This is a genomic window from Chryseobacterium sp. Marseille-Q3244, from assembly GCF_940807095.1.
GTDB lineage: Bacteria > Bacteroidota > Bacteroidia > Flavobacteriales > Weeksellaceae > Chryseobacterium.
Map to the genome: position 1 here is coordinate 186888 of NZ_CALNWX010000004.1, position 14154 is coordinate 201041.

Genomic DNA, 14154 nt, shown 5'->3' on the forward strand with positions numbered 1-14154 from the left:
TTACTTTTTAATCTGCTTTTTAACTTCTTTCGCTTCTGCTACGATGTCCGGGAAGCTCTTATAATTAGAAATAATCTGGTCACATGTATAACTTGCCTGGTAGTTATCTTTTAAGCCAATATAGTTTTTAGCCATCATTACCAATGCTTTTGCACCCCAATATTCTTCTGATGCATAATTATTTGCAAGCTTAAAGATGGTTTCATTAGAAGATTTGAATGCTTTTCCTTTATTCTGATAATAAGCTTTTGCATACAGTGCCTCTGCTGCTACCGAAGTATTGGACGATTTTTCAAGAGAGGTATAAGCTGTTTGAGCATCTTTATCTTTTCCTGAATTCATCAAACTTCTAGCCTTAATTACTTTTGCCGTTTCTATAACAGCTGCAGAGTTTTTAGAATTAGCAATAACGGCATTGGCCAGTTTTTCTGCTTCAGAGAAGTTCTTTTCATCCGCATACAACTTCATCAACTCAACATTAGCATAGTTTTTAATGCTGATGTTGGAAGAATTTTTAATGCCTTCCAGATATTTCTTAGCTTCTGTTGTATTACCCTGTGCAATGAAAATCTGGGCTAAACGGGTTTGAGCATCATCCTGATAATCATTCTGAACTCCAGCCACCTCCTGTAAAACAAGTAAAGCTTTTGTAGAATTATTGGTTTGATAATAGCTTTCTCCCAATTCATATTTAGCCTGATAAAGGCCTTCTCCTGTTGGATTCTGCGTCAGATATTTCTCATAATAAGAAATAGCATTTTTATAATCTTTCTTAGCGAAATATTGTTTTCCTGTAGATAAGTTAATCTCATCAATTTCAGAAGCATCAACATTGACCCCTATATTTTTGGCAAAGTTTTCATACCCTGAAACATCGCCATTTTTCGTGAATATAGGTTTTGCTGCCTGAGCAATCTTTTGAGCATATGCAGTATTTTTATACTCTTCTCCCAACGATTTCAGTTCAGAAAGTGCTTTATCATTTTGGTTCTGATCGATATAATTTTGTGCTCTGTAAATAGATGCATTGGCGATCAGATCTTTGTCTGAAGATGTTTTAATAACCTTTCCAAAGTAATCATTGGAATTCGCAAAATCATCCTGCGCTGCATAAGCCGTTCCTATTTCATATTGAGCATCATCATAATACTCGGAATCCGGATATTTTGATAATAAGTTTTTCAGATTATTGATCTTCGCTTGGGTATCCCCTTTAAATCCTAAAGCCATGGCTTTCTGATATACAGTATAATCTGTAGCGTCTGCATTTTTATCATAGATCGCAATCGCTTCATTCAGGTCATTATTCGCATAGTGAATATCTGCCAGACGAAGTTCTGCATCATTTTTAAATTCAGGTTTAGGATTCGCCAGATATTGTTTGAAGTAAGTGGCAGCCTGATCGAATTTTTTCGCTTTAAAATAAGCATATCCCAGATCATAAGGCAGCTGCTGCTTTTCCGGGAAATTTTCATTTAGAAGCTTTTCGTAACGAACAATGGCAGACGGATAATTTCCTTTCTGATAATATACCTGTGCCAGCCAATATAAAGCTCTGCTGTTAAATTCTTTATTGATATTAAAGCCTAAGCTTCTTAAGAAATACTTTTCTGCTTCATCATAATTCCCTTTATTGAATTCTTCTGTTCCTAATAAATAAGAAACCTCCTGATCTACTTTGTTGATCTCAGGGGAAGAACTTTGCAATCGGTCAATAGCACTCAACGTTTCCTTATAATTCCCGGAATATAGGTATGATTTCACCAATAGTGATCTCATTTCTGAGGCATTGGAAGCGTTTTGGTTTTCGTTGATATAACTTTGAAGAACGGTAGACGGATTTTCAAAAGGGTTTCCGATATCATATCCTAATTTAGCATACTGTTCGTGGGCTAACTTTTTCACCTTTGCATCATAATCCATCTGGTAAGAAGAACGGAATGCAGAAAGAGCCTCTTGCTTTTTATCAACAGCTAAGTAAGCATTCCCCAATTGATAATAGGCATTTTGCGCCAATGCTGAATTACTGTTAACAAGCTGGTTATAATAAGAAACTGCTTCGTCATACTTTTTCAGCTGAGCCGCAACAAATCCCATTTCATAAAGGTCATTTTCCGATGGGTTCTGCTGTACATTCAGATAATCTTTCAAATGTGGATAGGCAGCATTATAATCATTCTTCATGAAATAACTCTCTCCGATGATCTTATGAACTTCTGCTTTGTATGACTCTGAAATATTTTCATTCAATAGAGCATTCCCTTCAGAAATAGCTTTATCATAGTTCTTATCATTATAATACATCTGTACATAATACGGACGTACCAGCTTCGAGAACTTATCCTGATCTTTTATAGAATCAAAATACTGGAAAGCTTTATCATTTTGCCTGTTGCTGTAGTACAGGTGTCCAAGCATATAAGCGATCTCTCCTTTCTGAGACTGATCAGCAGTTTTATAAGCTTCCTCTAAAGCATCAGTAGCTCCTTTAGAATCTCCCATCATAAACTTGGCATACCCCAATTTCAGAATATACTGGGTATTCTCTTCTTTTGAAAGCTGGTATTGGTTAACCTTTTTCAAAGTTTCCAATGCTTTGTCAAAATCTTTTTTAGCCAGATAATAATCCGCTAAAGGAAGATTAGCCTGGGCAAAATAAGCAGAATTAGGATATTCTTTCATGAAAGCAGTCAATCCTTCTTCAGCATGATTTTTCTGAAGAATCACACCAATCACATTATCAAAAAACTGCGCCGCCTCCTTTTTCGAACGGGACAAATTCTGATTGTAGAAATATTGTCTTGCATATTCGTATTGGGAGGCGTTGTATATTTTGGTTTGATAAAGATTCTCAGCTAGATTGAATCTATAATTTTCTTTCTGGGTAAAATATTGGGACTGTTGAGCATCGGAGATTCCGAAATAAATGACCGCAGCCGCTAAAAGTATTTTTTTTGATTTCATTCTTCTTGATATAAGAAAATTAGTCTAAATAAGTTAACGAAAATATTAAAAACTTATTGTTTAAGCAAGTTTTAGCAGATTTAATAATGTAAAGCAGTGAATTCATAACAGTAAAAAACATTTCACTATCACATGATAAAAATTCTTACTTTAGTCTGGTAAAAATGTAAACAATTTTAGTAAACAGTTAACAAAATACATTTTGATCTGATACTTTTTCAACAGCAGCTAAAAACATACCATAAATACACTGTAACATGAAATTTAAGATACTTTTAGCATTAATTTTTGTCAACCTAATGCAGGCTCAAAAATTTTATTTCCCCAAAACAGCAGTCACAGATTCCCTTATTTTGGAAAAACAGATGCCAGAATTAGCGACTAAGGTGATCTCTAACCTTCAGACTGTGAAGTACAAACCTAAAAACGATGTAGATTTTTCAGATGCTCTTTTCCGCCTGCAGATGGTGGCTAAAGACTACAAAAAATCCATTATAACCCTGGCTGAACATCGTAAACAGTTTGCTGACCATAACATGGCCGGATATAAATCTATGGGATACGAAGTCTACAGTATGGCAAAATTAATGGAAGCGGAAACGAAAACTTCATTTCCTAAAGCACTTCAGACAGCATTTAATAAAAAATACGAAAGTCTGGATGAACATTTGCTTCCCAGGGTTGGACTTGCTGTGAATGGTGATGTCAATAATTTCAGAAAACTATTGAAAAAAGCACTGGATAAACAAAAAGGAAAAGACAGTATAGATTATGCTTCGGCGTTGGCATTATGCAAAGCTTATTTAAATTATAAGACTTATTCCAGCATCCATCCTCAGGTGATGCAGCTATTGATGGTAAAGGACAAGGAAAAATTTATTACAGAAACAAAAGATCTTAAAACCCGGAATGGAAATACACTGACCATTACCATTATCAGAAAAAAGGAGAACAAATCCCCTCTTCCGGTTATTCTCACCAGTAATATTTACGCTGGTGAAATTGATCATTTTTTTGGAAAAAGAGCTGCGGTTTACAACTATGTAGGAGCTGTAGTCAATACCAGAGGCAAAAGAAACAGTACTGATGAGAACAACCCTTTTGAGCATGAATCACAGGATCTTTATGAAGTCATTGACTGGGTAAGCAAACAACCTTGGAGCAATGGTAAAGTAGGAATGATCGGAGGAAGTTATGTAGGATTCAGCCAATGGGCCGCTGTGAAAAAACTGCATCCTGCCTTAAAAACTATTGTTCCACAAGTTTCTGTAGGAATCGGGATTGATTACCCTGCCCAGAATAATGTATTTATGAATTACATGCTGCAATGGATCCAATACGTAACCAACAATAAATATACTGATGAGGCAGATTTCAGTAATGCTGCAAAATGGGATTCTATCAATACGGCATGGTATAAAAGTGGTAAATCATTCAGAGCGCTGGACACTATAAGTGGTAAGCCCAGTAAAATATTCCAAAGATGGCTGGATCACCCGGGTTATGATCAATACTGGCAAAAAATGGTTCCTTATAAAGAGGAATTTGCGAACATCAACATTCCTATTCTCACAACTACCGGATATTATGATGATGACCAGATTGGTGCATTATATTATTACAAAGAGCATATGAAATATAACAGAAATGCAGATCATTATCTGGTGATGGGCCCTTATAATCATGGTGGAGCACAAAGCTTTGGATTCACTTATGTCGAAGGAAGCCCTATAGATCCGGCAGCCAGAATCAGTATTGATGATCTTGCTTTTTCATGGTTTGATTATATTCTTAAAAATGGAAAAAAACCGGACCTTTTAAAAGATAAAGTTAATTTCCAGGTCATGAATACCAATACATGGAAACATGTTCCAAGTTTGGATAAAATACATACTTCCAGTCTTAAATTTTATCTTCAGAATAGTAAAAACAATGCTTCGGTTTTTAATAAACCCAATCAACAAAGCTTTACCCCACTCAAGGTTGATTTCAAAAACAGAAATGATAAAGACACTTATTACGCTGTAAGCAAAAAAGACAGTATTAAAACCACCAATTCCATTTATTTTGAAAGTGAAGTACTGGATAAGGATCTTATCATCAGTGGAGATATGTCAGGGATTTTTAATATTTCTGTCAATAAAAAAGACCTTGATACCAATACTTATCTCTATCAGATCAAACCTGATGGACAACTTTTCTGGTTATCTTCCCATATTGCAAGAGCCAGCTATGCTAAAGATCATGAAGTACGCCAGCTTCTTACCCCAAACACAATTGAACAGATTCCTATGAAAAATGCTTATGTTATGAGTAAAAAGATCGAGAAGGGAAGTAAATTGCTTTTGGTGATAGGTATTAACAAAACGCCTAACTGGCAACTCAACTACGGAACAGGTAAAGATGTAAGTGATGAAACTATCGGAGATGCGGTAGATCCTTTAGAAGTAAAATGGTATAATGACAGCTATGTGGAAATACCTGTTTATAAAGACTAAATGTTTCTAATTATGCTATTTTATCCAAATGTTGTTAATGACTGTTAACATCAAAATAAAAAATCATTACATTTGCTTTTTTTCAAATCAAATATAGTTATTGAATGAGTCAACTTTTTAGAAGAAAAATCTATTCAGATACAGATACTTCAACAGGACTTTTAAGAGTCTTAGGCGTTTGGGACATTGTATTTTTTGGTATTGCGGCGATTATAGGAGCTGGAAGTTTCAGCAGTTTGGGAGAAGCCGTTTTCAGAGGTGGTCCCGGTGTCATCCTTCTATATTTGATTTGTGGCTTTGCCTGCGGTTTTACTGCCTTATGCTATGCTGAGTTTGCCAGCAGAATTCCTACCGCAGGGTCTGCATACACCTATGCTTATGCCAGTTTCGGGGAATTAATTGCCTGGATCATCGGCTGGGCATTAATTATGGAATATTCTTTCGGAAATATTTATGTTGCCTTTTCATGGTCTGATTATTTCACCAGCTTTTTAGGGCGTCTCGGAATGCATATTCCCGATTATCTTACGTGTAGTTATACGGAAGCCAGCAAAGCTATCCGGAACGGTTCAGAAAATAAAGAATTAATCAATGCATGGAATACAGCCCCATTGATCGGAAGCCTTAAGTTCATCGTGGATGTTCCTGCTTTGGTCATTAACGGATTAATTACATGGCTGTGTTATGTAGGTGTAAAAGAAAGTAAAAACTTCAACAACTCTTTAGTAATTTTAAAATTAGGCGTAATTCTATTGGTAATCCTGGTAGGTTTCGCTTATATCAACACCGATAACTGGACACCAATAAGTCCCACAACAGGCTCTCCTTCCTTTATGCCTAATGGATTTACAGGAGTGATGAGCGCTGTCTCAGGGGTTTTCTTTGCTTATATAGGTTTTGATGCCTTAAGTGTTCTTTCCGAAGAAACAAAAGACCCTCAAAAGACTTTACCAAAAGGGATGATTATCTCACTTGTATTATGTACTGTGATCTATATTGCTCTTACGCTGGTATTAACGGGAATGGTAGATTACAGAAAATTTGATGGTGTGGGAGACCCGCTTTCCTTCATTTTTGAAAAAACAAATGCCAATGTAGCATGGATGGAACTGGTGGTTTCTTTTGTTGCCATTGTTGCCATTACCACGGTGTTATTGGTTTTCCAAATGGGGCAGCCAAGAATCTGGTATGCGATGAGTCGTGACGGACTAATGCCTCAAAAATTCCTTAAGATTCATCCAAAATATAAAACTCCGTCTTTTGCAACCATTGTTACGGGGATTGTAGTAGGGATTCCTATCTTATTTACAGATAAAACATTCATTCTTGATTTTACGAGTATCGGAACAATCTTCGCATTTGTTTTGGTTTGTGCCGGAGTCCTGACACTTCCTGCCAAGGAAAAAATAAAAGGCAGATTCCACCTTCCTTATATCAATGGTAAGATTATTTTCCCTGTTGTTTTCATTGGAGGACTGATCGTTTTCTATTACTGGCAGCCTGAGTTTTTCCAAACACTGATGAATTGGAGTGACCCTAAAGAGGGAGAGTTCAGAGCTTCTATCTTCTTCTTTATCCTGATCAATCTCATCTTATGTGGGGTTGCTTTTATCAAGAATCTTTCTCTTATTCCATTAGTAGGATTAAGTTCTTGTTTATATCTTCTTACCGGAATGAGCCATGAGAACTGGTTCTGGTTTGGGATGTGGTTCCTGATCGGAATGTTTATTTACTTCTTCTACGGGTATAAAAACAGTAAGCTCGGAAAAGAGTTAAAGAATAGCTAAAACAATATATAAAAGCATTAAAAAAGGCAAAATGGCGGGATAAGCTATTTTTCCTTTTTTCTTTTTTATCCTTATTTAAAATCGGCAGAATTATTGCTACACATTCAACAGAAACAATAAACTAATGCCGCTATGTCTGAAAGAATCAAAACCTATAGAGAGTTTTATCAGTTTTATCTCACGGAACACAGTAAAACAGGAACCCGAATATTCCATTTTATCGGTACATTACTTGTATTTTTTGTAATAGGATATGTCATCAGTTCAGGAAAGGAAAGGTTTTTATGGTACATTCCTATTTTTGGTTATGGGTTTGCCTGGTTTAGCCATGCTGTGATTGAAAAGAATAAGCCTGCCACCTTCAAGTATCCGTTGTGGTCACTGATCTCGGATTTCAGACTTTTCTTTGAATTACTAATTGGAAAACAAAAGTTTACAGGCACTAATAATCAAGTACAGAATCCGTAACGACACACCATTCTATTTTTGCTCTCAACATCATGTTTTTTAAACCATTAGGAGGAATTAAAATGGTAGGAATATTAACCATTACAACTTCCTTTTAAAGATGGGATGTCATTCTGGATGTAACGGAGTGAAATGAAGAATCTCACCTTCGTTGGAATGACAATAGACCATATAAATTGTTGGACCTCTTAAATCAAAACGCCTGAACTCAGATTAAATTTAGCCAGATGAAGTTGAATTTTTCGGTGCAGTCATTTTCCCTATCCAATAACCTAAAGATGGTAGGATAAAAGATAATATGAGAGGCAATACAAGGGAAAAACCTGTTCTTTCCAGCTCTACAATCAAAGGGAATAAATAGCCATTATAGACTATTAAAGCCAGGGTAAAAATAAAGCTGTCCCCCCCACTTGTGGAAAGAAGATTAAAATTATTTCCAAATTGGTCAAACAACCCGGACATTGCAAAGAATACAATGTTTACAAAAAACATCCACAGGACAGATCTATACGTCATTTTTTGCTTTGCGTTAAAGTATCCGGCAAGAATTAAAAAAAGCGACATAATTGCAGAAATCGAATAATCTACAATGGTAATAACTTCTTCACTACTCCCCTTTGCAAAGAAATAAATAGCATACAACAATAAATTGATGAGATAGATGACTGTAACAAAATTCATAGGATTACCATTATATATTTATGCTTAATACTGTTTTTCCAGAATATCATAATGAATTGTATTCAATACTTTTTCTAAGGCTGCATCTTTATCTTTAACCGGTTCCGGAATATAACTTGAAAAAGTGATCGTTTTATCTTTATTGAAGGTTACTACCACCTCTTCAAGAATGTTTTTATCATCTACATAAAACTGGATTCTATTGTCTATGACCTTCCAGAAAGAAAGCCTTGGCTCTGATGGTGTGCAATTCCCTACTTTCCCCTCTATATAATTATATACGGCAAAACCATCCTCTCTTATCGCATAGTTACGCATCAGCCTGCAGTTGTCAAAGTCTTTAACAACCTTCTTTTTCCCTTCATAAAACCCTGATTCTTTTAGTTTCCAAAATCCTATAACATCTTCTTTTTTTAAGGTCTGCGCGCTCACCAAAGAAGTGAAGCTCAAAGCAGAACAAAATAACAGCTTCTTCATTATTTTTTCTTTTTCTTTTTAATATTAGGACTTTTAGGAGCCTTATCCATCTCTTCACCCACCTCAATAAGTCCCATCGACATCATAGAGGCAGGATCACCATGCTTCTCCCCTTCTTTCCAGGTTTCAAAAGCCTTTTCGCGTAGTCCCAGCAGATGATAATAAGCTCCCAGAACATTATATCCTTCTGGATCACCAAGGTTTATTATCTTTTTGGAAAGTTCTATCAGTTCCGGATGAGGCTTCAGCTTTTTATCTTTAATTTTTTCAAGATCACCAAAAAATCCAGGGGTATATTCCATCATCTTTAGCCCAAATGCATTGAGGCAAGCTTTAGCCAGCCCTTGATTACAAAAGTCGTCACTAATTTTGGTATAATCGTTAGTATTTAAAAACAGAGCATCTAATCCTGACATATTCTTAGTCTTATCATAATACCCCGCCAATAAACCTGCTCTTTTCTGAGCCTCTTCAGGATTTAACCGGTTATTAACTTCAGTACTGTCTTTTTTACGAACCCAAACTCCGTTTTTAACCCAGTCTGAAATACCTATTAATTTATCTTTTTTAATCTTAAAAATAAATACATCCTTATCCGGAATCACGATCAAACTATCATTTCTGGTAAAATAGTAACTGCTTTTAAAGCCATCCGCTATTTTACCATTTCCATCAAAATTGAAACTTTTATAGAAAGTCTCATTTCCCTGCTCCTCAAAATATCCCTGTAATGCATTATCTACTTTTTGAGCGAACATACTACTGGTTACAAAAACACCAGAAATTAATACCATTAATTTTTTCATCAATTAAAATTCTTTCTCTTTTCTAGCAAAATATAAACTCTATATTTCTTCAATTCCCATCATATAATAGAATTCTATTCAGAGCCTTTGATCCTGTCTATAATTCCCTGACCTCCAATATTTCTCCTTCTCATCCTGCACTATTTAAGATATACATTTCTCTGATTTCGTTTATTGAAGCCCTCAAATTAAATGATTAAAAAATGAAAAAACAATACCGGAAATCCGCTAATTCAAGAAAATTTCGGCATGGTAATTGCCAGGTATGCGCTAAAATCAAGTTTATGAAAAATATAGCAACAATTCTAAAGGGGGTAGCACCCGCATTCGCATTATTTGCAATGACACAATGTACAACAACAGCTGGGGTATCCGCTGGAGATGAAAAAACTTTCATCGTAGGACCACAAACAGCAGACTGTACAGGAGTAGCTCCTATGAAATGTTTGCAGGTAAAAGAAAAAGCTTCTGAAAATTGGACTAATTTTTACACAAACATCGAAGGATTTACTTATGAACCAGGGTATGAATATGTTTTAAAGGTAAAAACAGAAAAAATTGCTAACCCACCAGCTGACGCTTCTTCAATAAAATATACATTGGTAAAGCAGGTTTCTAAAACGAAAAAAGACGTTCCTGCAGCAGGTGAAAAAACACTTATCGTAGGAGCACAAACTGTAGATTGTTCTGCAGGAGCAGGCCGTATGAAGTGTTTACAGGTAAAAGAAAATGCTTCTGAAAACTGGGGTAATTTCTACAGCAATATTGAAGGGTTCACTTACGAACCGGGTTACGAATATGTTTTAAAAGTAAAAACAGAAAAAATCGCTAATCCACCAGCCGATGCCTCTTCAATAAAATATACATTGGTAGAACAGGTTTCTAAAACAAAGAAATAAAATAAAAAGGCTTCAGAGTTTTCTGAAGCCTTTTTATTTTATAGTTAGGAAGCCTAAACATGGATGTTGTGTTGAAAGTTATATCAGAAAGAAAGTCTTCACTAGGTATGGATAAACTAATTAAAAAATATTTATTTCCTTCTTTGGCTGCCACAACTTCCCTCTTCTAGCTTTCATCATCCTTATTACTATTCCTATTGCTTTTGTGGTGGTTCAGGATATTTTCCTTTACTCGCTTCTCCTACTGTATTGGCTGTTGTCATTGCTACCACAAGGTCATTCAGCATACTGCTGGCTGCCGTTGGCGAGTTGGGAAGAAGAACAAGATTACTTCTGTTACTTGCTCCTACGGAATGGAGGGTATCATAATGCTGTGTCACAACAATAAGCGCTGATGCTTCGTGTGAATTGATTTCTACATTGTTCAGCATTCTTACAGATTCTTCAAGTCCTTTTGCAATTTCCCTTCTTTGATCTGCAATCCCCTGCCCTTGTAATTTTTTAGATTCTGCTTCTGCTTTTGCAACAGCCACAATTCTGATTCTCTGAGCTTCGGATTCATATTCTGCAGCTGTCTTTTCTCTTTCAGCCGCGTTGATACGGTTCATCGCATGTTTCACCTGCTCATCCGGATCAATATCTGTTACCAATGCCTTAATAATGTCATATCCGTAGCTGTTCATCGCTTCCTGAAGTTCACTTTTTACAGCTATCGCAACATCGTCTTTTCTCACAAAAACATCATCCAGTTTCAGTTTAGGAACTTCGGCACGTACTACGTCAAATACAAAAGAAGTAATTTGGTTTTCCGGATTTTCCAAACGGTAATAAGCATCTCCTACCTGATTTCTGATGACCTGATACTGAACAGAAACTTTCATCTTGATGAATACATTATCCAGTGTTTTGGTATCAATCATTACATCCAACTGCTGGATTCTAAGGTTTAATCTTTTAGCGATCTGATCTATAATGGGAAGCTTAAGATGAAGCCCTGAATGTTTTACTCCTTGAAATTTTCCAAAACGTTCGATGATTGCAGCCGTTTCTTGCTTAACAACAAAAAACGATGCAAATAAAATAATAAGCCCGAAAATAATAACAGGCGCCAGAAAAATACCCATAGTTTAGTTTTTATATTGATTCTTATAAAGATAGAAATAATATTTAAACCAGGGAGAATTATAGGAAGGAAGTCAGAAGCTGGAAGCAAGAAGTTATTGAAGTGTGGGGTTGTAACTTCCAGCTGCCAGCCTTAATTTAATAGAATTATACCGTCATTCCGATATCAATCCCTTTAATTTTTCTATAAAGGTCTGTGGCATAGTTATCCGTCATTCCGGAAACGAAATCTATGATTCCCAATACTTTCTGATAATCTGTTCCGTTTTCATAAACAAATTGTCTTGGAAGTAACTTTAGTGCTTTTTTATCATAAGATTTTCTTTCCTCTTCCGGCTTAAGAATGGAAGGAATGAAATGATCCAATAATTCATACATTACGTTGTATCCGGCATTCTCAATCTCCACAACTGCTTTGTGATTATAAATTTTTTCTACAGAAAAGCTGGCAATATCCTGTAATGCTTTATTTTCTTTTTTATAGATATCTAGTAAACCATTACCTAGATTTCCTTCAAGGATCGTTTCAAAGTTATATTTGTACATCTCAATCGACTTATTAATTAAGGCATTGATTACTTTCGCCCTTAAATAAGAGATCTGTTCGTTTTCGTTAGAGATAGAACTTAACTTTCTTTCAATTCTTTGAACATCATCCGTTTCAGATTTTACAAGTTCAAAAAATAAATTTTTACAATCTGCCGTTGAAACAATTCCCAATCGGTGCGCATCTTCCATATCGATAATATTGTAACAAATATCATCGGCAGCTTCTACCAACCATACAAAAGGATGCCTTTTGAAGATATGAGGCTCTTCACATTCGGAAATAAGTTGAGTTCCTTTAGCAATTTCGAGAAATATATCTTTTTCATTCTGGAAAAACCCGAATTTTTTACGGTGAATGATCCCCTTTTTCTTAGCTACTGCTTCACATGGATATTTGGCAATACTTGCTAGGGTAGAAAATGTAAGCTGAATTCCTCCGGCATCTTTTCCCTGCTGCTGCTGAGCCAAGACTCTGATAGCATTGGCATTTCCTTCAAAATTAACCAAATCTGCCCATTCTTTTTCATTGAACTTAGACTTCAGGTCTTTTTCATTTCTTTCAAAATAACTTGCAATGGCATCTTCTCCTGAATGTCCGAAAGCCGGGTTTCCCACGTCATGACAAAGACATGCCGCAGCAATTACATTTCCTAAGTTATAGAGATAAAAATTCTTTGAATCTTCAGTAAGTTCATTTTTATAGTCCTCAGCAATGAATTCACCAATAATACTTCCTAAACTTCTTCCCACAGATGATACTTCCAGGGAATGTGTCAACCTGTTGTGTACAAAAACACTTCCGGGAAGAGGGAAAACCTGGGTTTTATTTTGCAGTCTTCTGAATGCAGAAGAGAAGATAATCCTATCGAAATCCCTTTGAAAATCAGTTCTTGAAGCTTTAGTATGTGGATTGTTTCCTGTACGTTGATTGGTGAAAATCTGGTTTAAATTCATCATTTTTCAAAATTACTCCAAATTTTAATTGTATGGAATAGTATTTAGATATTTATTAAGCAGACATTATCATTCAAAAAATCTATTGCCATCAGAGTTTTTTCCGTTAGTTAATACAGGTAAAAAGATCCTACATTTGATACAACTTAAACTATTAAAAATGAAAGACAACGCATGGCTTGACAAATGGAATGAAAGATATACCCACGAGGAATTTGTATATGGAACAGCTCCCAATAATTATTTGGAAGAACAACTCAAAAAATTAAAACCCGGCACCATTCTGTTTCCTGCTGACGGTGAGGGAAGAAATTCTGTTTACGCAGCATTACAGGGCTGGAAAGCATCATCTTTTGACATTAGTGAACAAGGCCGACACAAAGCTTTGCAACTTGCAGAGCAGAATGATGTAACCATTGATTATCAGGTGGGAGAACTCCAAACATTGGGTTATCATAAACAACAATTTGATGTAATTGCTCTTATTTATGCTCATTTTCCAGCAGATATTAAATCATCCATCCATCAAATGCTGGATCAATATCTTCGAAAAGGTGGATTTATTATTTTCGAAGCTTTCAGTAAAAAACATCTTGATTACGTCACAAAAAACGAAAAGGTAGGTGGTCCAAGAGACATTGATGACCTATTTTCTATAGAAGAAATTAAAGCAGATTTCCCTAACTACTCTATCATAGAGCTTCAGGAAACAGAGATTGAACTTAAGGAAGGATTATTTCACAACGGAACAGGCTCTGTGATCCGCTTTGTAGGACAAAAACAATAGATATCAACCGTATTATTTTTATTCTGTAGGAATCTGGTTCTGGATTTTGGAAATGCTTTAGTGAGGTTCCTACGGAATGACAAATGGAATAATTCAATCAGTATTTTAAGTTCCGGCTATAGTGAATTCTATATTTTAATTTTACGGAATAGTATTTGAACT

At 35.6% G+C, this 14154-nt stretch carries 11 protein-coding genes; 5 read left to right on the forward strand and 6 right to left on the reverse strand.

Features of this window, described 5'->3' with window-relative positions:
• Positions 1–2964 carry a tetratricopeptide repeat protein gene (locus tag NBX25_RS09000; RefSeq protein ID WP_250253412.1) on the reverse strand — a complete coding sequence of 988 codons (2964 nt, stop codon included), beginning with the start codon at positions 2962–2964 and terminating at the stop codon, positions 1–3.
• 257 nt (positions 2965–3221) lie between these two features.
• Here NBX25_RS09000 and NBX25_RS09005 point away from each other — a divergent pair, with 257 nt between their 5' ends.
• The 3 genes from NBX25_RS09005 (at position 3222) to NBX25_RS09015 (ending at position 7717) form a co-directional block, all read left to right on the forward strand.
• The gene (locus NBX25_RS09005) at positions 3222–5462 is read left to right on the forward strand and encodes a CocE/NonD family hydrolase (RefSeq protein ID WP_250253413.1); all 2241 of its coding nucleotides are present in this window, start codon (positions 3222–3224) and stop codon (positions 5460–5462) included.
• 104 nt (positions 5463–5566) lie between these two features.
• Entirely contained in the window at positions 5567–7249 is a 1683-nt protein-coding gene (locus NBX25_RS09010) for an APC family permease (RefSeq protein WP_123911115.1), read from the forward strand.
• Between the two features lie 132 nt (positions 7250–7381).
• On the forward strand, positions 7382–7717 hold the full coding sequence (locus tag NBX25_RS09015; RefSeq protein ID WP_123856305.1) for an Mpo1-like protein: 336 nt from the start codon (positions 7382–7384) through the stop codon (positions 7715–7717).
• 219 nt (positions 7718–7936) lie between these two features.
• Here NBX25_RS09015 and NBX25_RS09020 read toward each other — a convergent pair whose 3' ends face one another.
• The 3 genes from NBX25_RS09020 to NBX25_RS09030 are packed head-to-tail and all read right to left on the reverse strand — an operon-like array spanning position 7937 to position 9681.
• Positions 7937–8398, reverse strand: coding sequence for a hypothetical protein (locus tag NBX25_RS09020; protein ID WP_250253414.1), 462 nt, complete (start codon positions 8396–8398; stop codon positions 7937–7939).
• A gap of 24 nt (positions 8399–8422) precedes the next feature.
• Positions 8423–8875: a lipocalin-like domain-containing protein gene (locus NBX25_RS09025; RefSeq protein ID WP_250253415.1), complete on the reverse strand. Its 453-nt coding sequence runs from the start codon at positions 8873–8875 to the stop codon at positions 8423–8425.
• Positions 8875–9681: a hypothetical protein gene (locus NBX25_RS09030; RefSeq protein ID WP_250253416.1), complete on the reverse strand. Its 807-nt coding sequence runs from the start codon at positions 9679–9681 to the stop codon at positions 8875–8877. Before NBX25_RS09030 ends, NBX25_RS09025 begins: the two co-directional genes overlap by 1 nt.
• Positions 9682–9965: 284 nt before the next feature.
• Between NBX25_RS09030 and NBX25_RS09035 the strand changes: the two genes are divergently transcribed.
• Positions 9966–10580 (forward strand): DUF4377 domain-containing protein, encoded by a 615-nt coding sequence (locus NBX25_RS09035; RefSeq protein ID WP_228412786.1) that lies wholly within the window; start codon positions 9966–9968, stop codon positions 10578–10580.
• 194 nt (positions 10581–10774) lie between these two features.
• Here NBX25_RS09035 and NBX25_RS09040 read toward each other — a convergent pair whose 3' ends face one another.
• Together NBX25_RS09040 and NBX25_RS09045 are read right to left on the reverse strand one after the other, a co-directional pair.
• On the reverse strand, positions 10775–11704 hold the full coding sequence (locus tag NBX25_RS09040; RefSeq protein ID WP_123911110.1) for an SPFH domain-containing protein: 930 nt from the start codon (positions 11702–11704) through the stop codon (positions 10775–10777).
• Between the two features lie 145 nt (positions 11705–11849).
• Positions 11850–13205 (reverse strand): deoxyguanosinetriphosphate triphosphohydrolase, encoded by a 1356-nt coding sequence (locus NBX25_RS09045; RefSeq protein ID WP_123911857.1) that lies wholly within the window; start codon positions 13203–13205, stop codon positions 11850–11852.
• 160 nt (positions 13206–13365) lie between these two features.
• On the opposite strand from NBX25_RS09045, the gene NBX25_RS09050 reads away from it, so the two are divergent.
• Entirely contained in the window at positions 13366–13992 is a 627-nt protein-coding gene (locus NBX25_RS09050) for a class I SAM-dependent methyltransferase (RefSeq protein ID WP_123911109.1), read from the forward strand.
• Positions 13993–14154: the final 162 nt, after the last annotated feature.

Excerpts from the sequence above, each read along its gene's own strand:
- NBX25_RS09000 (WP_250253412.1), bottom strand. The coding sequence starts at position 2,964 with ATGAAATCAAAAAAAATACTTTTAGCGGCTGCGGTCATTTATTTCGGA.
- NBX25_RS09005 (WP_250253413.1), top strand. The coding sequence starts at position 3,222 with ATGAAATTTAAGATACTTTTAGCATTAATTTTTGTCAACCTAATGCAG.
- NBX25_RS09010 (WP_123911115.1), top strand. The coding sequence starts at position 5,567 with ATGAGTCAACTTTTTAGAAGAAAAATCTATTCAGATACAGATACTTCA.
- NBX25_RS09015 (WP_123856305.1), top strand. The coding sequence starts at position 7,382 with ATGTCTGAAAGAATCAAAACCTATAGAGAGTTTTATCAGTTTTATCTC.
- NBX25_RS09020 (WP_250253414.1), bottom strand. The coding sequence starts at position 8,398 with ATGAATTTTGTTACAGTCATCTATCTCATCAATTTATTGTTGTATGCT.
- NBX25_RS09025 (WP_250253415.1), bottom strand. The coding sequence starts at position 8,875 with ATGAAGAAGCTGTTATTTTGTTCTGCTTTGAGCTTCACTTCTTTGGTG.
- NBX25_RS09030 (WP_250253416.1), bottom strand. The coding sequence starts at position 9,681 with ATGAAAAAATTAATGGTATTAATTTCTGGTGTTTTTGTAACCAGTAGT.
- NBX25_RS09035 (WP_228412786.1), top strand. The coding sequence starts at position 9,966 with ATGAAAAATATAGCAACAATTCTAAAGGGGGTAGCACCCGCATTCGCA.
- NBX25_RS09040 (WP_123911110.1), bottom strand. The coding sequence starts at position 11,704 with ATGGGTATTTTTCTGGCGCCTGTTATTATTTTCGGGCTTATTATTTTA.
- NBX25_RS09045 (WP_123911857.1), bottom strand. The coding sequence starts at position 13,205 with ATGAATTTAAACCAGATTTTCACCAATCAACGTACAGGAAACAATCCA.
- NBX25_RS09050 (WP_123911109.1), top strand. The coding sequence starts at position 13,366 with ATGAAAGACAACGCATGGCTTGACAAATGGAATGAAAGATATACCCAC.